21 protein-coding genes and 2 pseudogenes are annotated in these 24,121 nt (G+C 40.1%); 12 read left to right on the forward strand and 11 right to left on the reverse strand.

Going from position 1 to position 24,121, the window contains the following annotated elements; all coding sequences use genetic code 11:
* Window positions 1–49: 49 nt before the first annotated feature.
* The 5 genes and pseudogenes from HCR01_RS05485 to HCR01_RS38455 form a co-directional block, all read right to left on the reverse strand.
* Window positions 50–1,273 carry a flavin monoamine oxidase family protein gene (locus HCR01_RS05485; protein WP_193195262.1) on the reverse strand — a complete coding sequence of 408 codons (1,224 nt, stop codon included), beginning with the start codon at window positions 1,271–1,273 and terminating at the stop codon, window positions 50–52.
* 163 nt (window positions 1,274–1,436) lie between these two features.
* The gene (locus HCR01_RS05490; protein WP_193195591.1) at window positions 1,437–2,123 is read right to left on the reverse strand and encodes a serine/threonine protein kinase; all 687 of its coding nucleotides are present in this window, start codon (window positions 2,121–2,123) and stop codon (window positions 1,437–1,439) included.
* Window positions 2,124–2,259: 136 nt separating this feature from the next.
* Window positions 2,260–4,851, reverse strand: coding sequence for a CHAT domain-containing protein (locus HCR01_RS05495; RefSeq protein WP_226889152.1), 2,592 nt, complete (start codon window positions 4,849–4,851; stop codon window positions 2,260–2,262).
* A 427-nt stretch (window positions 4,852–5,278) separates the two neighbouring features.
* Window positions 5,279–5,929, reverse strand: coding sequence for a sigma-70 family RNA polymerase sigma factor (locus HCR01_RS05500; protein WP_193195264.1), 651 nt, complete (start codon window positions 5,927–5,929; stop codon window positions 5,279–5,281).
* A 343-nt stretch (window positions 5,930–6,272) separates the two neighbouring features.
* Window positions 6,273–6,656: pseudogene (locus HCR01_RS38455) on the reverse strand (AAA-like domain-containing protein).
* Between the two features lie 36 nt (window positions 6,657–6,692).
* On the opposite strand from HCR01_RS38455, the gene HCR01_RS05515 reads away from it, so the two are divergent.
* Window positions 6,693–7,700: a tetratricopeptide repeat protein gene (locus tag HCR01_RS05515; protein ID WP_193195267.1), complete on the forward strand. Its 1,008-nt coding sequence runs from the start codon at window positions 6,693–6,695 to the stop codon at window positions 7,698–7,700.
* A gap of 93 nt (window positions 7,701–7,793) precedes the next feature.
* Here HCR01_RS05515 and HCR01_RS05520 read toward each other — a convergent pair whose 3' ends face one another.
* The gene (locus tag HCR01_RS05520; RefSeq protein WP_193195268.1) at window positions 7,794–9,164 is read right to left on the reverse strand and encodes a DUF2330 domain-containing protein; all 1,371 of its coding nucleotides are present in this window, start codon (window positions 9,162–9,164) and stop codon (window positions 7,794–7,796) included.
* 34 nt (window positions 9,165–9,198) lie between these two features.
* Window positions 9,199–10,038, reverse strand: coding sequence for an RnfABCDGE type electron transport complex subunit D (locus HCR01_RS05525; protein ID WP_193195269.1), 840 nt, complete (start codon window positions 10,036–10,038; stop codon window positions 9,199–9,201).
* A gap of 484 nt (window positions 10,039–10,522) precedes the next feature.
* On the opposite strand from HCR01_RS05525, the gene HCR01_RS39860 reads away from it, so the two are divergent.
* The 6 genes and pseudogenes from HCR01_RS39860 (at window position 10,523) to HCR01_RS05550 (ending at window position 14,004) form a co-directional block, all read left to right on the forward strand.
* Entirely contained in the window at window positions 10,523–10,654 is a 132-nt protein-coding gene (locus tag HCR01_RS39860) for a hypothetical protein (protein WP_264299882.1), read from the forward strand.
* Between the two features lie 244 nt (window positions 10,655–10,898).
* Window positions 10,899–11,330: a hypothetical protein gene (locus HCR01_RS05530; RefSeq protein WP_193195270.1), complete on the forward strand. Its 432-nt coding sequence runs from the start codon at window positions 10,899–10,901 to the stop codon at window positions 11,328–11,330.
* The gene (locus HCR01_RS05535) at window positions 11,318–12,613 is read left to right on the forward strand and encodes a hypothetical protein (protein WP_193195271.1); all 1,296 of its coding nucleotides are present in this window, start codon (window positions 11,318–11,320) and stop codon (window positions 12,611–12,613) included. Before HCR01_RS05530 ends, HCR01_RS05535 begins: the two co-directional genes overlap by 13 nt.
* A gap of 70 nt (window positions 12,614–12,683) precedes the next feature.
* A pseudogene (locus HCR01_RS05540) lies at window positions 12,684–12,857 on the forward strand (type II toxin-antitoxin system RelE/ParE family toxin); the annotation flags it as partial.
* On the forward strand, window positions 12,854–13,180 hold the full coding sequence (locus HCR01_RS05545) for a helix-turn-helix domain-containing protein (protein WP_193195272.1): 327 nt from the start codon (window positions 12,854–12,856) through the stop codon (window positions 13,178–13,180). The pseudogene HCR01_RS05540 and the gene HCR01_RS05545, both read left to right, overlap by 4 nt.
* Before the next feature lie 137 nt (window positions 13,181–13,317).
* Window positions 13,318–14,004, forward strand: a complete 687-nt coding sequence (locus HCR01_RS05550; protein WP_193195273.1) for a polysaccharide deacetylase family protein — start codon at window positions 13,318–13,320, stop codon at window positions 14,002–14,004.
* A gap of 70 nt (window positions 14,005–14,074) precedes the next feature.
* Here the strand turns inward: HCR01_RS05550 and HCR01_RS05555 are convergent, their stop codons facing one another.
* Entirely contained in the window at window positions 14,075–14,497 is a 423-nt protein-coding gene (locus HCR01_RS05555; protein WP_193195274.1) for a hypothetical protein, read from the reverse strand.
* 47 nt (window positions 14,498–14,544) lie between these two features.
* On the opposite strand from HCR01_RS05555, the gene HCR01_RS38460 reads away from it, so the two are divergent.
* Window positions 14,545–14,682, forward strand: a complete 138-nt coding sequence (locus HCR01_RS38460; protein WP_226889153.1) for a hypothetical protein — start codon at window positions 14,545–14,547, stop codon at window positions 14,680–14,682.
* A gap of 34 nt (window positions 14,683–14,716) precedes the next feature.
* On the opposite strand, the gene HCR01_RS05565 is transcribed toward HCR01_RS38460, so the two are convergent.
* Entirely contained in the window at window positions 14,717–16,012 is a 1,296-nt protein-coding gene (locus HCR01_RS05565) for a murein transglycosylase A (protein WP_193195275.1), read from the reverse strand.
* Window positions 16,013–16,129: 117 nt separating this feature from the next.
* Window positions 16,130–17,452, reverse strand: a complete 1,323-nt coding sequence (locus HCR01_RS05570; RefSeq protein WP_193195276.1) for a proton extrusion protein PcxA — start codon at window positions 17,450–17,452, stop codon at window positions 16,130–16,132.
* Window positions 17,453–17,530: 78 nt separating this feature from the next.
* Between HCR01_RS05570 and HCR01_RS05575 the strand changes: the two genes are divergently transcribed.
* The 3 genes from HCR01_RS05575 (at window position 17,531) to nifH (ending at window position 22,030) form a co-directional block, all read left to right on the forward strand.
* The gene (locus HCR01_RS05575) at window positions 17,531–19,717 is read left to right on the forward strand and encodes a recombinase family protein (protein ID WP_193195277.1); all 2,187 of its coding nucleotides are present in this window, start codon (window positions 17,531–17,533) and stop codon (window positions 19,715–19,717) included.
* A 689-nt stretch (window positions 19,718–20,406) separates the two neighbouring features.
* Window positions 20,407–20,532, forward strand: a complete 126-nt coding sequence (locus HCR01_RS39865; RefSeq protein ID WP_264299883.1) for a hypothetical protein — start codon at window positions 20,407–20,409, stop codon at window positions 20,530–20,532.
* Window positions 20,533–21,124: 592 nt separating this feature from the next.
* Window positions 21,125–22,030, forward strand: coding sequence for a nitrogenase iron protein (nifH, locus tag HCR01_RS05580; RefSeq protein ID WP_193195278.1), 906 nt, complete (start codon window positions 21,125–21,127; stop codon window positions 22,028–22,030).
* A 133-nt stretch (window positions 22,031–22,163) separates the two neighbouring features.
* Here nifH and HCR01_RS05585 read toward each other — a convergent pair whose 3' ends face one another.
* Window positions 22,164–22,484, reverse strand: coding sequence for a hypothetical protein (locus tag HCR01_RS05585; protein ID WP_193195279.1), 321 nt, complete (start codon window positions 22,482–22,484; stop codon window positions 22,164–22,166).
* Between the two features lie 898 nt (window positions 22,485–23,382).
* Here HCR01_RS05585 and HCR01_RS05590 point away from each other — a divergent pair.
* The gene (locus HCR01_RS05590) at window positions 23,383–24,120 is read left to right on the forward strand and encodes a class I SAM-dependent methyltransferase (protein ID WP_193195280.1); all 738 of its coding nucleotides are present in this window, start codon (window positions 23,383–23,385) and stop codon (window positions 24,118–24,120) included.
* Window position 24,121 lies beyond the last annotated feature (1 nt).

The raw sequence follows: 24,121 nt of genomic DNA on the forward strand, positions 1-24,121 counted from the left end.
TTCGTAATTACAATTGGTTCAGGATTGTACCCACTTAAAAATTATTTGGTCATCTTTTCATCAAGGGAACGGTAGAGCCAGCAAAGTGAATTTCTTTAGCAGCGTTGAGTCCCGATTCTAATGCTCCTTGAAGCCAGCCTCTAATCTTGGAAGTATGCTCTCCAGCGAAATAAATCTGTCCTTCTGACTTCCCTAATTCTGAAAATAGTTTCTTCTCCTGTTCATCTGTTGGATAGGCCCAGCCTCCTTTTGACCAGACATCTTTTGTCCACGAATAAAAGTGCGATCGCACAGAGTAATTAGTTACCCCAGGCAGAATCTTCTCCCAATACTGGAGTAGTTTTGTCTGTTGAGTTTTCCCCTCAAAAGCATCCATCTCAAGAGCTTTTTTTCCTTTTAGATAGGCATGAAGAATACCCGTTTTTTCAGGTTTATCCCAGGTAGTATGCCACAGTTCTTCATCCTCGAAAAATCCCCACCCATTTAAGTTTTCTTTTTCCCAGAACCGATTAGGGAATTTAACAAAGCAACGAGTTGCTGCTCGATAGTTATATCCTCCTGCCGCCGCCTGTTTTTTTGCCGGAGATAGTTCAGGTGAAAAAGTAATCTGATTTAAGACGGTTAACGGGACAGTACATAATACATAATCAGCAAGATATCGTTGCCCTGACAAACACCACACTTCAACACCATTAGATGTTTGTACAATGTGAGTAACAGAATTATCAAGTTTAATTTTTTTTGTCAATACTTGGGCAAATGCTTGGGGAAGTAGATCGAATCCATCCGTCAGTTTTTGAATCTCTTGGGCATTGATTTGTGGTTGATTTTGAAATAGTTCTTTCGCTGGGATTAATAGACGTTTTCCGTCCTTCATTGTCAGATATTTCCCATCTGTCGGCGCAAACTGTGAAAGTTTTAAACCAAAATGTTTGATGTAACCAAGGGTTAAATGATGATTTGGTGGGATTCTAGCCGCTCCAAGTTCTTCTAAATCCTTTCCTTGAAAGACTCCTCGCAGAGTTAACACTCTACCACCGACACGTTTCCTTGCTTCTAAAATGGTGACATCATGACCAACTGCTGTTAATTCGTACGCTGCCACTAAACCGGAAATACCTGCACCGACAATGAGTACTTTTCGACGCGGCAATCCTTTGGGTAAAGCGCCGGGTGAAGTTGGTTTTTGGGCTTGTACTTGATCGTAGGTTACAGTTGCGGCGATCGCGAGAGTACTCCGCAATAAAAACTGACGACGATTCAGGTTGAACATAGAAGCGGGATTAGTGATTGAGGAAGGACAGCAATTTAGAGTATTCTTATTTCTCGACTCAATAATCTAAATCACACTCATTAATGAACTAAATCATCATATACTTAATCGAGATGCTACTGTCCCTTTACACACTCCCTAAATTTGTTCCTGCATGTAAAGATTAACGATGAGGTAATATCTGAAATAATCGACGGCAGAATGATTTGAATAAAGCTCCTGAACGATAGCCCTTGCGGACGAGATCCAAAACAAAGTAAGGCACTCTTAATCGAAGTGGATACAAAAGAGGGAGATATAGCCAGTAATAAGCTTTTTTCAGGTTATTCCACTTCGAGCATGGCTGTTTATCGAGGAAATCTGAGATATCTACGACTAATCCTCTACCTTCATGCATCATGACATTGCGACCGTGAATATCATGGGGGTAAAGACCGCGATGACGGGCATAATCTAGAGCTTCATCAATGTCTCGTATAACCTGTTTTGGGATACGTAGACCAAGGTGCATACAGTTGTAAAGAGTAACTCCATACAGCCGCTTCAAAATTAAGAAGCCTTCTTTAGCATAGAAACATTCAGAAAAAGCAGCATGAGTACCTAAGCGACGATAAACCTCCACTTCCTCCTCAAAGCCTAGGCGACCAGGCGCGTAAATTTTCACCACTAGGTCTGGATGGTCGGGATGATAGACGACAGCAGCATAGTTTCCCGTACCCAGAAGCCGCCAGGGTTCAGGAAGATAGTTTACTTTTACTGGGTTATGGGGATTGACACTCTCAATTTGTAAGCGAGGAAGTAGTTCTTGGTAAATACTTTCAAGCATCTGCTGAAGGTGTAATTTATCCATACAGGAGTTACCCATAGAAACTACATCATAGTATCCTCTAAGTAGGGCTGGCATTGTAATGTCAGCCCTACATGTGGTCTATTACATCAGCGAAAGCATCGCTTCAGGAAAAAATCCTGACTAGTCCGAACTCCAGTTACAACCAATTGCCAATCAGCACATAGGCAGCCCAAAAGCTTGGTGCTTGGTAGTTGGCATGTTTCAGCAGTTGTAGCTGGGCACGGTGGACAGCTTCGGCTTTGGTGATCTTGCCACCTTTGAGTTCTCGATAAAAGGCACTGACAAACAAAGCTGTCGATTCATCATCAATCTGCCATAGGGATGCTAGGGTACTGCGTGCGCCAGCTCGTACAGATGCCCCGGCCAAACCGAGTGCTGCACGGTTGTCTCCTGCTGCTGTTTGACAGGCACTCAAAACTAATAGTTCTACTCTGGTTTTATCCTGACTACGAAGGAAACTATCAAAATATTTGACTTTGATTGGGCCATCAGCAGCCAAAATATAGGTGTTTTCAGCTAAGGAACTAAACTGACCGTGAGTTGCTAAATGTACTACGTTAAATGAAACGCTATTAATTTCGCTTTCTAGTTTTTTGCTGGTGAACTGCCCATCTAAGAGACTAGTTGTCGATATTCCGGCTTCGGTAATGCTGTTGAATTCAGATTTGATGGCAGGCAAAGGAGCATAGTTGGGGTAATTGGCTGGAGGCTGAGTTAGCCCAGCAGTTAAGGCTTTTAGCTGCCGTTGTACCAGTGGTTTGGGGTCGAGGAGTTGCAGACCGACGCTGAGAGCGATCGCATATTTTTCCACTAAATACTGCTTACCATCGTAAAGAGCTGCCATTGGTAAGTTGCGTAATGCTCCATCCAACACAAACACTAAGGTATTCACCCCACTTGCTTGTAATTCTGATTCAATAGGTTGGAGTAACCAGTTATAAACTTGTTGTGACTGGTTTTCTATAGCTTTGGTCGCAGTGGGATTGACAAGGCTTTTTCGCAGTTCTGCGAGAATTTTTTCTACTTCTACTTGGCGAATTTTGGTATTGTAATGCCGTAGGGGTTGTTTGGGAATTTTGACAATTACCTGGAGTTCGCTAGGAAGAATAATTGGATAAAGGATGGCAGCATTGGGGTTATCTTGATCTACCACTTGATCAAGCGGCACTTTTTGACCCTGTAGACAAGCTTCCCGAAAAAAGTTATCTAATTCTGCCAATTGTAGTGCTTCAATCCGCTGACGTGCTTTCTCTAATATTTTGATATCCGGTTGTGTCCCCTGAGATTGCAGCAGTAACTCTACTGACTGTCGATAGACGGGTTCGACACTATCTCGAAAGTTGAATTGCACGTCTTGATTGACTGCCACTAAGTCACTGCGGAGATACTGGAGAGTTTCCACAGCAGCATCATACGCTGCGATCGCTCCTTTGATATCTTTTTGTGCCCAGAGCAATCTACCTAACTGCCACTCTAAAGTATAAGTAATGTCCAGTGCGTTGCTGGTTTGGGCGAGAAATAATCCCTGCTGGGTCAGGTTTTGTGCCTCTGACCACTGTTTGGTTTCTTCGTATAAGCCGCCCAAACTCTTCAAGGCATAAGCTTCTGCTCGCTTGTCACCCAAACTGCGGGATTGCTCAATAGCTTTGGCAAGTAATAGTGCTGAGTCCGAATTTCTGTTGGAAAATTTACTTAGGCTTTGTGCAAAGTTAATCCTAGCGTAGATAGCAGCACGACTAGGAGGGAGTTGCTCTACGTGGGATTCAATTGATGGTAATAGAGTTTCGGCTTGTGCTAATTGTTTATCTTCGATGAGTAGGCTGAGGCGATTGAGTTTTGCTGTAGCTCTTGTCAGAGGCGATGGAGATACTTTCTCTGTTTGTAGATAATAGGCGATCGCCTGTTGTTTTTGCTCTTGTGTACGGTTATTACGGGTATTATTTCCTAAACTGAATAGACTTGCCCCAATATCAGCGTTTGATTGCAGTCGTTGAGCAATCACAAGACTTTGCTCAAGGGCTTGGCGGGACATTTCTAGCTCTCCTGCTACTTGGAGAGCATCACCGAGCGATCGCAATCCTACTGTCTTTTCTATAGAGTCTGGCTGAGATTGTAATGTTTGATTTACTTTTTTCAGTGTTTCTACTGCACGACGGTAGAATCCTTGAGTTCGCCACGCTTGTGCTTGATTGATCTGCGATCGGATTATACCGCTTTGATTTTTTGCTTGCTTGTAAACTTCTTCCGTTTGCTGCCAAGTTGCTAAAGCGGCCTCTGCCTTTCCCATTGCCAGTTGCAGACGACCTTGAATATCCAGTGATTGAGCAAATACTTGCAGATTTTGGTTTTTATCCTGTTCTTTGAGCAAATTTAAGCTGTCTGTAATTGCCTGCTGTGCCTCAGTCCATGCACCGAGCTGCTGGTAAGCTAAAGAAAGATTACTCAAAGTCGCTGCTAGTCTGAGCTTATCCCCCTGTTGCTTATATTCCTGAACTGCCTTTTGCAATACATTCACCGCTTGGGCAAAGTTGCCGGCATCGAATAAAACTTTACCCTGTTGCAGTGGAGAGGTAGAATCAGTAACGCTATTGATTACTAGTTGGGATGAGGATTTGACCACACCTGGGACATTTGCCAGCACAGGCGAACTAAGAATGCACAGTAAAGCAATTAAGAAGTACAAAGGCAAACGTAAAAAGTTGAAAGTCTTGCCTTTGACTTTTTGCATAAGAATTTTTAGAGAATTCACCCCAGAAAGCCTAGTTATTTTAGTTATGGTCATGGAAAGAGGAAGTATTCTTTACGTTTCTTGAATTTTCCTAAAGATGATTGAAAAGACTGGTAACAGTTAAAACGTGGTTTGTGAAGATTTGAGAAGCATTTCCCCAATCAGACTCGGTAGTAATTTTACAAAATACCCAGTTTGTAAATTTAAGAATTAAGTTACCTGTATTGCTAGAGGATGAGAGTAGACAAAGTATTAATAATGGGAGTTAGGAGTCAGTGGGTGTAAAGGGTTTGCTGGCAAAAGGAGCCAGTGCCGTGCAAGATGCCGCAGGGTGCGCCGGATAGAGGCGATAGCGCCGATTCGCCGTAATCCTGTAAGGGTAAGGCTCAAACTTCTCTCTGACTCCTGACTACTTCATAATCCACTTCTATAACAAGCCCTCTAACTCAGCAAATTTCCGCAAGCGCGGTAGACACTGACGCTGATAAAAACTGCTTAATGTCGGAATTGAGAGATTAAATTCCTCAGCTAATTCTCTCCAGCTAACTTCGGGGGGTAGGCGTTTGAGAATTAACACCTGACAATTCACCTCTGGATGCCCTTTTATGTGAGTACGGCGCAGTTCTCCATCCGAATCTGTTTTCGCCCATATCTCCAAGTTTTCCAAAATGGGAGGTGCTTGGGGGGTAGCAGGTAAGTTATCTACAGGATCAATAGTTTCACTATTTTCACCCGACTTAGACTGGTGGAGCCGGAGCGGGACAGTTCTGATTTGTTCCCGGTGCTGGTTGAGATAAAAGTCTTGTAATCTGCGTTTCAGGTAAGCATTCAGCCAGGTGACAACACTACCATAAGTGGGGTCATATATTTGACCTGTCAACCCTTCACAAACGTTGCGGCAGAAATATAACCAAGTTTGTTGTAGTGCGTCTTGATAGTAGGGAGTATTTTCCCTCCAGAGTCTACTTGCTGTCAAGCGAATAATTTGCGTGAGCAGCTTTTGACGCTGAGGGCTTCCGAGTGGGTTTCCACAGGCTTGGGCAACTAAGCAGCGTAGCTGTTCATCGAATTCAATCATGGCAATCTTAGCGAAGAAAGCAAGAATATCTTAAGTATTGCGTATAACAATGCCCTAAAAAAATTACCCTTCGTCGTGATACTATATTTTTTTACTTTTCCTTACTTTGTGTTGCTTTCCCACTCTGCAATAAATTGTGGGCTACTAGCTAAAGTGCGTTGAAACGCACTTAAATTAAAGAAATTTCAGATGGATTATGGTTGATGGGTTATGGACTACCTATCAATTCGCCAACAGTATTATGAATTTGCAAATAATGACGATGGAAATTACAGTGTTCTATCATACCATCTTATTGAAGTTTTACCAATAAAATACTCTGCTATTTAAATTGGTTTCTTGTTTATAATTTGGCAGAATCTTTATAAACTACATCTTTCATCGCATCAGCTAATTCTGATTGTTGTGTAAAAATTAAAATTTGACGGCGTAAATGGTCTGCATAGATACTTAATGTTGTAGTATCTTGTAATGTTTGTGTTAGAGTAATGTTCATATTGGCTACATTATAAAGAGCAAGACGTACTATAAATGGATGTCCACCCACTAGCATCATTAATTTTTCAACCTCGGTTTCATCCGAGTTTAGTTAATGCCTTTGGGTTAAATCTAAAATTTTTTTATGCTCGAATTCAGGCAATTTTACATTAAACCATGATTGATTAATATTAATAGGCGAATAAATTTCTGTAGAATCTACAATTACCAATGGCCGTTTTTTCCAAATACTCGTCGTTTACCTAACTAAAAACATTTCGAGATTATGAAATTTGCCTTCTCTATACCTTCCTTACTTGCTTATATATCATCTATTGTGCTGCTAGGTTTGTCGCTACCATTAGTTGTAAAAATACCAGCTTCTAATGCTTCTAATGACTGCCAAACTTTTAAGCCACCAGATCTTAATATACTAACCGACTTCATAAGCATGGGACACTTTCAAGAGGATTGCCAAAAAGACTCACTTGCTGCGGTTTCTTCTTTTACGCAGGCAATTAGGCTCAATCCTCAAGCTGAAGAACCCTACTATCATCGTGCAAATGCTTACAAGAAACTTGGGAATTATAAAGCCGCAGTGGCAGACTATACCGAAGTGATTAGGCAAAATACAGGTAGATTGGGTTTTAGTAGTCCTGCATACTGGAATAGGGCTTTGACTTATGAAAAGTTAGGCGACAAACACAAAGCAATTTCAGATTTTACTCAAGTAATTAGTGAAAGTGCTTCTTCTGCGGAGGCATACTTTTTCAGAGGAAATATGTACCGGGATTTAGGAAATAAAGAAAGTGCGATCGCAGATTACAAAGTAGCAGAAAAGATTTTTCAGCAATATGTAGATGGGGTTTACGGAAATGGCCCTATGGATACTATAAATGAAGAAATGTTGGATAAAGTCAGAAATGAATTATCAAGCATGGGAGTAAATATCTCAGTACCGCAGATTACAACTGGTACTATTTTAAAATCAATCGCCAAAGTAGAAGTCGAGCGAGCATTAAATTTAGCAAGATTTGAACCTCAACACCCAACGATTCAGCATTTTGATGCTCAACTTGATGAGTTGTATAAACAATTAGAAAACACACAACCGCAAGTAGACAAAATTGTACTGAAAAGTCTTAAAGCAAATGCTGCATATCAAAAAATAGAAGGGTTTGAAATAGAGCGATCGCAACTTATCAAAGAATTTTCTCCAGACCATCCAGCAATAGTATTAATTGATAGTCAAAAACATAAGTTAGAAGCCTTAATTAGCCGCAATCAAATATAGATTTTGTAGCCTACAGGATATGTAACGGCATAAATTATCTAGCAAAAAATGAATAATCTATTTGCCGTTACACACAACTCCTTTTTCAGCTAACTATAATCTGATCCAGGACAAGAATTGCTCCCACCAAGAATATGTCAAATTACCTACACTCAGCTTCATTTTTTTGCGAATGTCTTGGATATTCCAGTTGGTTAACTTAGCGAGAGTTTGCGCCTCTTGTTCAAAACGCTTGGGCAAAGACCGCTTGTATTCTCTGCCTGCTTGACATTGGAGTTCTCCAGTAAACGGATGTTGTAAAATATAACGCCCTTGGAAAGATTCACGGTTGGAGGTTTGTTGAAATGTCGGATCTTCAGGAAATTTATCGCGGGTATAGCGGATGTGCAGACGAGTAATGAAGACATTACTGCTAGGAGAACGACGACGAAAGCCAGGGGATACTGGCGTATCACTAGAATTATCATCCAACCAAAATACGCCTGCTTGCTTCAGTTCTTCTGGGGTCAAAGGCTCGGCAGAACAGGGATCGCAATTACCCATATCCCAAGCGTATTCTAAGAAACAGACTTTCCGGTCTTCTTTAGTGTAGGCAGTTTGGAACATGGACTTGTAAAATTCACCAAATTCATCTTTAACAAACAGGGGAATATTGGTGTTAGAGGGGATTTTTACCGTCCGGTAATTAGTGATTTCAGCCTCTCCTTTAGGCGAGAGAATATAGACAATTAAATCCTGCTCGGTAGTGGCATTGATCATGCCCAAACGAATTGGCAGCATGAATTTGGGTGATTGATAAGAAATTTGCAGCGGACGGAGAAATTGATAACCAGATTGCTCGAATTTATCTAGGTTGACTTTGGCAACAAAGAACTTCATTGAGGAGCGGATGTAGGGCTGAAGTAACTGTTTCGCACCTCTGGGGATTTTATAGCCGTTGCGTTTGAGCCAAGTTTCTAGTCCACCAGATTCTTTAGCACTCAAAATCAAAATGTCGTATTCGCCAACATTGAAACGTGCTTCGACTGTAACGCCTAAGCTGGCATCGCCCCTTGCTCTCCCTGCTTCATTTGCTGCGGCTCTAGGCGCTGGTGCTGCTTGCATTACCCGATCATAAGCTGGCTCGCAGGGATCAGAGTCAAAATATTCCACTAGTCGCGGCGCACTGAAAGCATCCAGACGTTCGATAATTTTGGGTTCAGCAACGCGAACTTGCTCTTTTTGCAGAACTGTTGGAACAGGTATCACCATCGCAAAATCTTTGACTTCGCCTTGGAAGTCGTTTGCCATCGTTAGGACAGTGCGATCGCCATCCCGCGCGATCGCCACCTGAGAAGCTTTGTTATACAGTTTCGTATCAGCTTTAGCAACATAAAATCCACAAAATGCCCAAGCTGCGGGCGTAAAGCAAAGCACAGCTACAACCGCCAGTAATAATGGCATCAAGACTCGAAAAAGCTTCATTTTATACCTCTATAAATAAGTGGTGAGTCAAAAGTCAAGGGTCAAGAATCAGTAATTTATTCCCCCCCTGCCCCTCTGCTTCCCCTTTCTCCTTTGACCAGGAAAATCGTCCATCTAACCAGAGAAAATCTAGGATTACAGTCAACGGGGCTAGAGCGAATAACGCCCAAAAAACTGCGGTGGGGACAAAGAAATAATTCCGCAGAATAAAAGTGCAGATGGCGATGCATATTGCCCAAACTACACGGCTAATTCGGGCATTGGGGATAGACCGCGGATCTGTAACCATAAATAGGGCAAACAGTAGCAAAGACCCGCTCATTAAACGATGCCAGTAAACGTCCCAAGTCCAACCCAGCCAGAGATTGCGAATCGCCTCCAGCAAGGAATATGCACCCAAAAAAGCTGCTGTGGTGTCCCAGCGACCAACTCGCTGCAAAATCATCCCGCCAGTCCCAGCAAATAACAGTCCATACCACCACTCCTCACCCCACTGTCCCGGCGAAACCCAAGCATCGGGTGTCAGAACTAAGGCGGAAATGATACCAAAATTGGCAGGATTGAAGAAATGCTTATCACCGACTTGGAAGATAAATTTACTAGCGATCGCACTTACTGCGGCTATTGCCATTGTTGTCCAATGATCTGCCCGCAAAAGCAAGCTGAGTCCCAAAGAGGTAATTAGGGCGCTGCGAAGATTGATCATTTGTTCTTTGCCAGTGACTAATGACAATATCCATTGCGTTGCTAAACAAGTAGCGATCGCCACCCCAATCAACTCTGGTTGCAGCGTCCAGTCTCTTGTACTAATTCCCAAGACTAAAAACAAGCCCAGAAATAGAATTTGATAATCGCGTATATCTTTAAGCAGCATTACCCCATAATTCCGGGATTTCCCTGAGATTTGTCATCAATCTAGACGAATAAAAGCTAAAACGATGTTGTTGTTACAGATTTTGTTACAAACATGACTTGCAATACATCTCAAAGCCATATTCCGTAATTCAGTTATTAGTATAAATAAATACATCTGGGAAAAATTCCAAATTATAATTTGGATACCTAAGTAAATCTTAAAAAAATAAATTATGCAGGATAGATGCCCAGCTTTCAAATACCGCTAAAAAAGCTAGTTATTCAAGAATATTCAATGTTAACTCTATTCAAGTATTAGAAGATTAGAAGAGAGTTCAATAACTAATCAAATGTTTTTAAGTTAAGAAATAATATTTTTGACAACAAACAGGCAGGAATTGCAAAATTCGACGACGTTCATCGCTCAAGTTAATAATTTCTCTGCTAATAAATGTTCTATGGCTTTATCTTCAAAAAATTGTGAAAATAAGTTTTTGTAGTTTTTGCATACTACAGATGAAGTGCGAAATGTGGGTTATAAATCAATTATTTCCACTTTTAGTGCGATCGCAACAGGCGGTAGTAGTAGGCTACTATTACACTCCATTATCCCTGAAAAGCTGATCGTTTCGTGAACGAGTTCACACACTTAACCCAGGCTTATCAATCGTCACTCCCGCAACCCTCATTCTTTCGTTGATTGATAAGTTTTACTTAAGTGGCTGCCTGAGTGTGTATCCTGTACTATGAAAGCTGGATATTATCCAAAATTTAAAGGCGTTTGATATCAGTTTTATATCAAAAATCGAATGTCTCTAAGTATCTAGTTAAAACTATGAATTTAGTTTATACTGGTAAATTCAAAAAATAATCGGACAGATGGTTAATCAAGAAATTGAGATACTGCCGGAAATTTTCTACATTCCTAAAATAGACCACAGGAATAATAGTGGCGAAAAATCACAGTGGACTATAACCGAACTTGAGGAAAAAAGCTGTTTTAAACATTCTTTAGAATCTTCCTGGAACAAGCCACATTATCATACTAGCTGGGGGTTGTATTTGAAGAATGATAAAGTTGAATATCTTGGAAACTCAGCTAAAAATGAACCAGAATTATGCCAACTATTTATAGCTAAGTTTATTGATAGTAGTAGAAACAGCAAATGGCATGGTTATCCTGCAAATCCTAGTGGGCAAAAACCGCAAGATATTCCTCCAGAAAATGTATTGGGTGATTGGCTAAGTAAACAGTATCTTCGTCCACAACTTATTCGTAAAATTGCTAGAGGTCAAAAATGCAAGCTTTAGATGTTAAACCTTTAGAACTTATTATATCTGGTTCATATTATGATAGCCAAATTTATGATGGAAAGCTTTATCTTTGGAAGAATGATGGCTCTATTACAACTGTTAACTGGAATAAATTAATAGAAAACATTAATATTAATGAGCAGTTAAAGCTTGTATTAAAATTTTCAGTTCAATTTGGAGACAATTTATACAATAACTTGCTATTTCAAGATTTAGAAATTAAAGATTTGATTCTCAGTAAATTTAAAAAATTAGTAGAAAATTCTATAGAAATTTCGTCCGCAGATTTAACAAGTTTTATAGTTAGTGAACAGAATAATCCACTGCCTTTTCCTCATGCTGATAGTTCCATTCATTATAAAACTGTTTATGTCGGAAGTCAAAGTGGTGTTTCGTCATCTAATTGTGGTTATAGCAGAAAAAAATCACTAAATCCTGAAGCCGAAAAGTTATGTGATATACCTGTTTTAAGCCTTTCCGCCTCTCATTTAACACTAGCTATTGCTGCTGGAAGTGAGGGTTTATTTGATTATTATTTAGGACAGAACCCTTCTTATAAACGTAATGAACCTCGACATATTTTTGTGCAACACTCAAGCTTTGTTCGTTGGTTGTATCCTAGTGTCTTCAGTTCTTCATATTTCAATGATGGCTATTTTGCAGATTTTAAAGCTAGTAAGAGACGTAGATCAAGGATAAAAAAAGGCTACAGAAAACAACAACCAGAACTAACCCAATTGACTAATGTAGATAACACGCCAGCAGAGAAAAAATCCTCAATAGCATTGCTAGAGATAGGTGAAACACAAATCACTAACAGAGAATTTAAGAAGTTAATTTCATCTAGTGAAATATTTACAAATAATGAGAATGAGCAATCATCTATATTTACTTGGGGAACTCATGATAAAATTTGCTCAATTACAGAAAACTCTATACAATTGGTAAAATTTTATCCAAAAGCAACGGAAGAACAGGAAAAATTTATTAACCTTGGCTCTATAGAAACTGAAGAATTATTAGGCGATATAATAAGTGCAGATAGTTCTTTTTTTGGAATAGTTTTAGAACAAGAAGAAGGGCTGCTAGTTATTACAAGTTTACTCAAATACATTCACTTTCCAGGTGAACCTGTCAATTGGAGGGTTTTTCCTAAATCTAAAAATTATACAAATCAGCTTCATATTATTTATGAGGATTGTATTCGTATTTATTCTTTTAATCATGATTTTTTCGTAGACCAAGAGAAGAAGAAAATAGGTATAAGTTTTGGAGTTTAAGTGGCTTAGTTTAACAAGCTTAAAAGTAAAGGTATAAGACCATAATTACTATCTCGCTACCCGACCATAACGCTACGATACCGATACTTACAGGGCAGTCTATGCGGTAAAGATTGGAGAGAAAATCTATGTCCTGCACGCTTTTCAGAAGAAATCGAAGCAGGGGATTAAAACTCCACAGGCTGATGTTGATCTGATTAAACAACGTTACAAGGACGCGGTAGCCAGGGAGAAACAACAATGACACAGGAACCCGTTTTTGAAGAAAGCAGTGGCAACGTATTCGCTGACCTCGGTTTAGAGGATGCTTCGGAACTTTTTATGCGGGGCAAGATAGGAATTCAGGTACTCCGCCTCCTCTCTCAACGCAACCTGAAACAGCGTGAAATCAGCGAACTTCTTGGCATTCCCCAGCCAGAAGTATCTCATTTGATGAAAGGAGAGTTTCAACGGTTCAGCGAGGGCAAACTTCTCATTTTCCTCAAGCGACTCGATACGGAAATCACTTTACATCTTCGCCCTCGTTATGCGCCGGGCCAATCTGCTGAAACTGTGATATCGCTATAGGGCAGGATGGAAGCCATCTTGGGTCTGAGTTTAGAACAAACCAGGATTTATCAATGTCACAATAAAATAAAATCACATAGACTGCTCGTAAACAGAAAACTAAGCTTACGTTCCAGAACAAGATCCTCAAAGCGAAGATGCAGCTAGCGCCCTTTTTTCCGATTTTTTACCGTGTTCTCCAACCAACGTTTCCCAATTGTCTTTGGGGTGGCGATCGCAATTCCAAAATGATCGCGCTGACGTTTGATGATGGCCCTCATCCTCAATACACACCTCAAGTATTAAAAGTTTTAGACCGCTACAACATTAAAGCCAGTTTTTTTTGGTTGGGTGCTTGCGTTAATCGTTCACCAGCGATTGCCAAAGCAGTAAGCGATCGTGGACACTGGATAGGATTGCATGGCTATGATCATCGCTCTTTTCCCATGCTTTCCCCAATTGACCTCAAGGATAGTTTAGAAAAAACCCAAGTTGCAATCTATGACGCCTGCAACTTACAACCTGAACAAGTGCGCGATGTCCGTCCCCCCAATGGTTTATTTACACCTGCAACTTTAAAATTATTTTTTCAGTGGAATTACCGCCCAGTTATGTGGAGTGTTGTACCAGAAGACTGGGTAAGACCAGGCGTTAACACAGTAGTGCAGCGAGTTGTCGAGCAGGTAAAAAATGGTTCAATGATTGTCTTGCATGATGGTGCTTGCGGTGGAGAAGATGTTGCAGCCACAATCAAAATCTTTATTCCTCAACTGCTACGACAAGGTTATGAATTTGTGACTGTTGATACTCTATGGCAGCAAGGTGCAACCAATCATCTGTGGTAACACATTTGAGATCTAATCTCACTCCCAAAGTAAAATTAAGTACAGTTTCAAGCAAGAATACAAACTTCAATCAACAATGACAATCAATTGCAGCCACCATCTTTTCTTGATGTTGGTGTAAAAGACTTCGGAACTCTTGTAGCCATTCTTCACTGGACTTTCCTTGACAGTCATGCCACTTTCCATCAGGGGTTACGATAGCGTATGAAACTAAATCAGGTATTAGGGTAGAGATAGGACGAATATTGTCTTCTGATTGCACAACATCTAGCCCGTATCGACGTTGAAATTCTTCGGGGTTGAGATTGTAATGCTGCTCCTTACCCGAAATTATGCCATCATATCGACCACCAATCACAAATCCGTCACATTTTGCTTGCGAAGATGGATTATCTTCATCTGCTTCAAAGTATGGCATCATCAATTCTTCAGCCTTTTTGCTTAGGTTTGGTTCTGTGTGATCAATAATCACAAGTGTTAGAAAATGGCTCATATCTAAACAGGTAAAGTTGTAGTTCTTATTGTTGTAAAAGATATCTTATGACTTATGGAATTTGCAATATTTTAGCAAATGAAGGTAATAAAAACGATTTAATTGCTTTGATGAGCGATCGCACTAACACTAAATGTCAGCCGGAGTTAATAACGGAATTTTTTGTAGTAACAACAGCTTCTTAAAGTTAAAAACTAAAACTCAGGACTCAAAGTAGCTTTAATTATTAGGCTTGAGTAACAGATAAAATAATTGTCCATTACTGACTGTAACGCCAGCGCGATCGCCTGCCACTTTACCAGTACCTAAAAAATAATCTACTCTACCTGCACCTTTAATTGCGCCTCCAGTATCTTGATCAAGAACATAGCGACTAACAATCCGATGCTCTATTCCATTAGCCTTAGCAAAGGGAAAAGAAGCACGAATTAAGGCTAAAGCACCAGGAGGCATGAGAGATTTATCTGTAGCAATAGAACGCTCTGCTGTGACTGGTACGTTGATGGAACCTTGTGCTGGCGCACCATGATTTTCTTGAAAAAAAACAAAGCTGCGATCGCGCGGAATATAAATATTTAAATCTTGGGGATGCTTCTGGAAATAGTCGAGAATAATTGGCATAGTCATCCCTTCTAAAGGTAATTTGCCATCGTTTGCTAGTTCTCGCCCAATACTTTTGTAAGTATAAGCAGTATTGCCGGCATAACCGATTGTTGTCTGAGTGCCATCAGTTAGCTGAAGTCTTGCAGAACCCTGAATTTGAGCTAAATATGGCTCAAGGCGATCGCGAAACCAAAACAACTCTAATCCCCGCAGGTTGCCTTTTTCGCCTTGCAAACCGTCTGCTCCTTCTAACTCTTGGCGTGTAGGATGAGGCTTAGGCCAGAAGTCTAAATCAGCGGGTAATCGATAAATAGGATAGCGATACTCTGCGGTGGGAAAGCGACTAGCGACATAAAGCGGTTCATAGTAGGCGGTGAATAAAACCGCACCTTTGGTATCGTGTCCGACTGATTGATAAAAGACAAACTCTCGTTCTATAGCTGTATGCAATTCGGTTGCAGAAGTAGTTTTTAATAGTAGTTCCCGAAATCTTTTCAAGCTATTTAGCACGCGATCGCGTGTAATTCCAGTCACTTGATATCTTTGATAAGCAGCAATAGCATTAGCTGTTTGCAGATATTGCAGGCTATGATTAATAGCTGTCAATAATGCCTTTTTATCTGGTAATTGACTATTTTCTTTTGCATAGATAAATTCATCTACACAAGAAGCATCACCTTGGCAACAAGTAACTGGCAACCTTTGAATCAGTACTGGTGATGCTTGGGTTTTTGGCTTTTGAATAGATGCATCTTGATTTTGGTTAGTAAAAGAGGACGTTGGTATATCCCACTTTTTCACCCGGCATTCTGGCAGACTGAGTTTCTGATGCGCTAAAGATTGCATACGCACCAAAAAAACCGATAGAATCACGGGTATGCTAATGGCGATCGCTGCAAATGTTTTTTTCATCTAAAAAATAGGAATAGGTATTAAGTATTTGATATTAAATATTGGAAATAAGCCAAGCATTAAGCAAATTTATCCTATTTTCCCTTCCCCATGTCCCATTTCCAATTCCCAATCTTATTATTCATTCATATTACGATAAGTAGCAACTGCCGAAGGTGATATGCGGTTCAAGTATCGGAATATCCAATATTTAAAAATGGTATCTAAAATCACTGGAAATGTGGCAATAAATAAGAAGATAAAATCTCGATTAGCGGGTAATCCCCAATGACGCGATAAACCTTCTAGAATTACTTCCCAGCCATGAGGAGAGTGGAATCCGACAAAGACATCAGTGAACAAAATGATAATAAATGCCTTAGCGCTATCACTCAAACCATAGACAATATGATCAAAGAAATCTTTAATCACCCCAATAGAAGACTTACTGACTAGCAAAAGCCAAATGAAAGCACCAACAGAAAAAATATCAGAAAAAACATTTTTGATTGCATTAGCACTTTCGCCACGAAATTCCTCAGCAATCTCGCGAGCTTTTTCTTGCATTTCGGTTTCAATCTGCTTAGAAGTTAGTGGAGGTGCATTACTAATAAGATTTTGAAACTTGATTTTCTCTTCAAATCTTTGCAGCTCTCCAAGAGCTTCTTCTTCCATCTCAAAATTGAGGAATACTTGCACTTGCTCAGAGCCTCTAAAATTATCAACAAGCGGCCCTACTACAAAAATCTTTGCTAACTGATGGGTTAAAAGTGGTACTATAATTAACAATAAGATGAATCTAATAGATATTATTGTTCTTCTTTGAGTTTGACGAAAGTTTTGAACTACATCTTGTTCAGAATTAGGATCTAATTCAACTTGTAAACGATTGATGGTACTTAAAATTGAACGGGGTAAAATCCCCAATGTGTCGGCTTTTCGTTGTGGTTTTTTCTCAGGGTTTGGAGTTGGCTTTTTTGTTGGTAATGATGGAGCGATAGCCGATTCAACTGGCAAAACTTGAGGGTTAGTAACTAAAGTTGAAGAAGTTGTTGGTTGATTAAATACAGTGTATTTTGATATGACTTGATCAATGAAGTTTAGCTTTTCCAAAACTAAAGAAGCATTGGGATATTCTATGCCTGCTTTCTGGGCTGCTTTTTGGTTCTCTTCGTTTAAGAACCAACGGCTGGCTTTAAACTCTGTAAGCCTCATCCGGGAAATTTTTAATAGCTTTTTCAGGTCTGACTCAAAATAATCCATCACGCTGTTGCTGTACATGGCTGAGTCAACGTCTATTTTATTACCATTGAAATGCTTACTTTCTATTTCCTTAATTTTTAATGCCGCCTGGTAGGCTTCATCTAGAGAACGCTCTGGTGTCTGTAAATACCAACGGTAAGCAGGCAGTAATAAATGATAGATTTTTTGGCTAAAAACAGAGTTTTTCATCGCAGACAATCATCCAGCATGTTTTGGTGATTCTTAACCCTAAGTTAACGCACGAGGTATATTAGCAAATCTACAAGGAGAAGTTTTGTGTCTCATTCAGTTTGGATTGTGGGTACTAGCCGCAGTGGTAAGACTGCTCGCTTGATAGAGCAATTTTGTAGTTGGGTGCAAACTGAAAACAAATATATTGAATCATTTTATACTAAAAATCTAAGACAGGAAAAAGGTGGTCATCTACCAAAATTTTTGTATCTTCGGCCAACAGAACCAGGAGTTTTGGTCTTAGCTGCTAATGATGACAATCGTCGAGAATTGGGAGATAAAATTGTTACAAATACTCTAGGAAAATATCCGGTTCGTGCTAAGACACCGCTAGGTTTTTTCCAAGATGAAGTTATTCTATTTTGGCCGTTGCTGATTCGGTTGTTGAACTTGAAAGCACAATTTCCAGTAAGATTGCGTCCAGAAACCGAGCAAGAATTGGCAACCAAACTCTGGCGTTCCCAATTAAATGAAGAAATTTTACGTCTAGCGGGAGTGAATGAGTCTCGTTTTATACGTCGCATCCTAGACTTGTTGCAATTAGCAGCTTACAGCGGCACACCTTGCGAAGATATTGCCCCAATTCTGCAAAAGGGTTTGCAAGAGAATGCTATAAACCTAGAGCCAGAATTTTTGGCGTCTTTGCTGCTAGATTGGCGTAACTGGTGTCTAGAGAGGGGATTTCTAACTTATGGAATTATTACCGAACTATATAGTCAGTACTTATTAAGCGATCGCAATTACCAACAACACCTAACTAAACGCTATCAGGCGGTACTGGCAGATGATGTAGATGATTATCCTGGTGTAGCACGTCAGCTGTTTGATTTGCTCTTAGATCAAGGTGCAGTAGGAGCGTTTAGCTATAACCCCAATGGTGCAGTGCGATTAGGATTGGGAGCAGATCCCGACTACCTAGAAGGATTAGCAGGGCGTTGTCATATAGAAACCTTAACCGGCTTCCCCTCAGATTCTCTTGCAGATAGACTTGCAATATCAATGGTGGAATTAGTCACAGAACCGATGGGATTGTACAGTTTACCAAATGCAATACAGTCAATTCTAACCACCTCCCGCGCTCAACTGTTGCGACAAACAGCAGAGGTAATTGCTAATGCGATCAAATCTGGGCAAGTTGAACCAGAACAAGTGGTAATTATTGCCCCTGGTTTGGATGCGATCGCTCGTTATACCCTGGTAGAAATCCTCGTTAAGCAAAATATACTCGTAGAATCGCTCAACGATCAGCGTCCCCTAATTAGTTCACCCGTTATCCGCGCCTTATTAACGATGCTGGCACTCGTTTATCCTGGTTTGGGACGCCTAGTAGATCGGGATGCCGTGGCTGAGATGCTCGTGGTACTAAGTGGAAGAGAGGGGGCGAGTGGAAGAGTGGAAGAGGGGGAGAATAATTCTTCACCCCATCACCCAAAGATTGACCCGGTACGTGCTGGGTTAATTGCCGATTACTGCTTTGTACCCCATCCTGATAGTCCCAACTTACTGCCAGTATCGACGTTTGAACGCTGGGATAGAATCGGCTATGCAGCTACCACAGCTTATAATGATATATTGCAGTGGCTAGAAAAACAGCGATCGCAACAAGAACTCCGCCTGATTCCCAGTCCCATCTCCCTTTTAGACAGAGCCATTCAGCACTTTTTGTGGAATGGCAGCAATCTTCCCTACGATCAACTGGCAGCACTGCGGGAATTGCTCGAAACTGCTCAACATTACTGGGAAATTGACACCCGATTACGACAAATTGACCCACTAGAAACGACACCTCACGCCACCATTAACGAATTCATTCAACTACTGCGGCGTGGTACCATCACCGCCAACCCCTATCCTGTACGCCCCATTGGAGCAGCCAAAAAAGCCGTCACCTTAGCCACAATTTTCCAATACCGCTCTAGTAGACGATTTCACCGCTGGCATTTCTGGCTAGATGCTGGTTCACCCCTGTGGGCAAAAGGTGGTGCGGCTACATTGTTTGGTGCGCCGTTTTTCCTGCAAGAAAGGTTAGGTGAACCTTGGACAGCAGAAGATGAGAAATTGGCAGAAGAACAACGACTACGAAGAATTTTGGCAGATTTGCTATCTCGTGTATCTGAAAAAGTTTATTTGTGTCACAGCGATTTAGCTGTTAATGGTCAGGAGCAATTAGGGCCGCTATTATCTTTGGTCAATGCTTGTGTATCTGTTGTTTCTGAGGCGGTTGTTACTTAATTAATTTTATCTATAGCAAACTTAAATACATTTTTAACTGGTTTTTAAGGTAGTCAATAGTTAGATTTTGCTAAGAATAAAAGTAGATTTCAAATGCAAGCAACTTTTGCAAATCGTAAAATAATTTAGCAATATCTATGCTATGGTTATTATAGGAATCAAAAAAGTAAAAGCACAAAAAGACTTCAAAAAAACTGAAGCTAGATTAATATGCTTCTTGTGCTCTGGTAAATCCCCTTCAATTCGCTATATTTTGTAGCGAAAATACAAAGCCAAATGAAGCAAGATATTAAGCTTGGTAATAACTTGAAGTTAATTCAGAACTTGACTGGGTATAAGCCAGCAAGAGTTGGCTAACATAGCTAGCATTACCTACCAGATGCGATCACTCTTTTAGTCTGGGAAGAAAGACTTTTAGTATAGTCTGGGAAGCAGATAGAAATTCAAAACTGTTAATGACTTAGTGCAAGCGGTAGCGACCATTTATAACCGTGAACTAGGTTTCAGCAGTTGCATATTTTTGGAACGAAAACTTCAATAAAAGCAGGTGTCGTTCCTTAATATCCAGAAATTTAACCATATTGTCAAAAGTCACCAAGATGTTTCCCAAATCTTATGCCAATTTAAAAAAAGAATGTGACAGATAGACCATGTAGAGACGTTGCAATGCAACGTCTCTACTAAAGGATTTGTTGCAATCATTAATTAAATCGGTATTAGTATCAGAGGTTGCTGATGCTTACATCAGCACAACATCTGTAGCTATCGGCTTTGGGTTGGAATTTATTCCCCTACATCAGTCACAATCCGATTGATTCTCAAGGAATACTTGCAAGAAACGCTAGTACAGCAGTTGCTCAGTACTTGGGGATATTGATTGGTTGCGCTCGTAATTAGAAGTTCTTGGCAACTATGACACAAGCAAAATCGAGGAAGTTGTAGCGACCATTTGGAGTGGATTGCAATTTTGGTTGGTTGTGTGGTTAAGGGAAACAAATCTGCGTAAATTGAAATTCCTACTGTAACCACTCTTAAGGTTTGAGCAACCAATTGGGATTCTGTTACAACACGGTAATGCTTTAGTCAAAGTTTAAAGGCTTCGTTATCGAGAGATGTAGAGTTTCTCTGCATTAACTCCAAGCACCAGAACACTATCTTACAGGAAACAAGCTACAGTTGGCTTTCCAAAAGAAATAATTTAACTGTGCCTCTGGTGGCATTTGCAATATTCCTTTGAACATGTTCTGGATTTTAACTGTTTTTGCTGTGATGCATAGCCTCTCGTAAAGAAGCTAATCGTAGGCATCGCCTCCAGCAAGTGGTATGTGCCTGCCAATATTACCAAGCATGAACGTCTTACCTCAACCTTCAGACCCACCAACAGAACAATTGTAGGAAACACCAACCATGACTGACGAAAAAATTAGACAGATAGCTTTTTACGGTAAAGGCGGTATTGGTAAGTCCACCACCTCTCAAAATACCCTTGCTGCTATGGCAGAAATGGGTCAACGCATTCTTATTGTCGGTTGTGACCCTAAAGCTGACTCTACCCGTTTGATGCTACACAGCAAAGCCCAAACCAGCGTTCTGCAATTGGCTGCTGAACGAGGCGCTGTAGAAGACATAGAACTCGAAGAAGTCATGCTTACTGGCTTTCGGGACGTCCGTTGTGTGGAGTCTGGTGGCCCAGAACCCGGTGTAGGTTGCGCCGGTCGCGGTATCATCACCGCCATTAACTTCTTGGAAGAAAATGGTGCATATAAAGACGTTGACTTCGTGTCTTATGACGTGTTGGGTGACGTTGTGTGTGGTGGTTTCGCTATGCCTATCCGCGAAGGTAAAGCCCAAGAAATCTACATCGTTACATCCGGTGAAATGATGGCGATGTATGCAGCTAACAACATCGCTCGCGGTGTTCTAAAATATGCTCACACTGGCGGTGTGCGCTTAGGTGGTCTGATTTGTAACAGCCGTAACGTTGACCGGGAAATCGATCTTATCGAAACTCTGGCAAAACGCTTAAACACCCAAATGATTCACTATGTACCTCGTGACAATATCGTGCAGCACGCTGAATTACGCCGCATGACAGTAAACGAGTACGCACCTGACAGTAATCAAAGTAACGAATATCGGACACTGGCTACGAAAATCATCGGTAACGACAAGCTCACTATCCCCACACCCATTGAGATGGAAGAACTAGAAGAGTTGTTGATTGAATTCGGTATCCTCGAAAGTGAGGAAAATGCCGCAATGTTGATTGGCAAGACATCTACTGAAGTACCAGCAGAAAGTACTACTAAGTAAGCAATACTTTAGGGTGGGTAGCAGCCCACCCTAACTTTAATTGTTAAAGGCTATGTAGAAGAATAGACTTTTTACAAAAGCCGGAGTACGGGGAAAGGTATAGAATATTCCTTTCCCATTCTTCATATAACTCTTAGCCAACATCTTGCAAACTTGATAAACCCTGGAGTTCATCATTCAAAGGGCGATCCTGGATACTGCTCAAACAAAATTTAATATGAGAACGGATAGCTCGCTCATAAACTACAGTTTGCTCTGTGCGTATTCCTACAGGCTGATATATCAAGTTAATTTCTGGAAATTCGTGCCAATACATTAAAAAAATGTCCTTGGCTGGAGTAGTTATTTCATAATTATTCTCTTTTCTTTTTTTTCTGAGCCTACAATTATTGAGTTGTAATTTTTCTCTAAATAGTTTTTCAAAATCTGGAACTCGATTTGAAGTAGTTTGCATAGTTTATACACGTTAATAACGTATTAATTAGGCGAACACTATCTTGTGATGCTACTTTAAGTATGACACTTTAGCTACCTATCATAAGAATAGTGTATCAGTTAGAGAGTATTTAAGAAATATGAGTTTATTTTTCCTTTTCAGGGTAACAGAAAAAGGCTAATTCCAGCTAATTTTATTGCAGCCTTTCGCTAATCTGCCTTGTTTATTGACCACAGATTAGGAAAGTTGAAAATTAGTTTCAGATTATGAATTTACTAAACCGCAACTTTTTGTTATTCTTCTATCCCAGCTTAAGTAAATCAGCGTCAAAATTTGCACTTTGTTTTATCCACGTTTCTGAAGAAAAGCTTTGGGACGAATTTGGCATATAAAAAGGCGTGGTTAACTTAACAAAAATTTTCTTGCAAACCGATTGCCACTTCAGTGATGTTCTATTTTGGGCAGAAAAGAGATTAGAGACATTGAGTAGTTGTAGTGGTTAGGCAATCAAAGTCTTAAAGTTGAGTAGCGATCGCCTACAAAGTGTAGCGACGTGAGTAGAGATAAAGCTTAGCAGAGCTTTGAGCAAAAGTTGAGTGGCAACCTATTGCAAGTTTACGATTTCAGAGCCGAGTGGATGCAACCACTTTAGCCCTAAATCTGAAAAACCACTTTAACAATGAGCGAAACGCCAGTTAGCATCCTGTATAAGGATGAATTGATAATCTACCTTGAAAGATATTTTTAAAATTAACAATAGCAAATATGCTGGTATATAGAAAACTAATTTTATTTCTTACTTTTTATTAATAGAAAAGATTAATATATCTATATCGCTATATGCTTTTATATATTTTCAATATTATGTAATGGCATCTTTAGTAATTACCCAATCTTAATCAAATGAGGTTTTTTAATGAAAAACTTGATTCCCGATCGCAAAACATCTGAGGAAGAACGTTTCCAAGATGACTATTATTCTTACTTTGAAGCGCCTGAAAATGTTACCCGGTATACGCCGGCTGCTGGTTTTTTAGATAATGCTTTTCCAGAAAAGTCATTCTCTTTATTAGATTTAGGATGTGGGAATGGGGCTTTAAGCAAATATCTACCTGCTCGATGTGACTACCTTGGAGTTGATCACAGTGAATTAGCTATTGAACAATGTTTAAAACTCTATTCAAATAGAAAGTTTATTGCCAAAGATTTATCACTTTTTCTACCTGAGATTGCTGAGAAAAATCAAAAATTTGATGCAGTCGTGCTAGCAGGTCTGCTATTTCATAGTGTTGATAAGGAAACTCAAGAAAAAAAAGATGATCAAGAAATTATTCAATTCTGTCTGGATAAAATACTCACTGATAACGGATATCTCGTGATTATTGTGCCTTTTTGCTATGGTAATCACCCATCTCATAGTTTATTTGTTCGAGCAGAGTGGTTGCAAAAGTCAGTAGAAAAAATGCTGGAAATTGCTAAGGCAAAGATTGTTCACGAAAATATCTCCATACAAATCGGCTTGGAAAAGAGGGTTGAACAGCAGAAGGCGATTCCTGACTGGTTTGTTCCTGATAGCAATGCTGATTATTCCAGTATATTTGTTGGAACATATATGGCGAGTTGGACATTTATTGCCTCTCCCTCAGCGATTTAAA

The organism is Nostoc sp. MG11 (assembly GCF_014904695.1).
Taxonomy (GTDB): Bacteria; Cyanobacteriota; Cyanobacteriia; order Cyanobacteriales; family Nostocaceae; genus Komarekiella.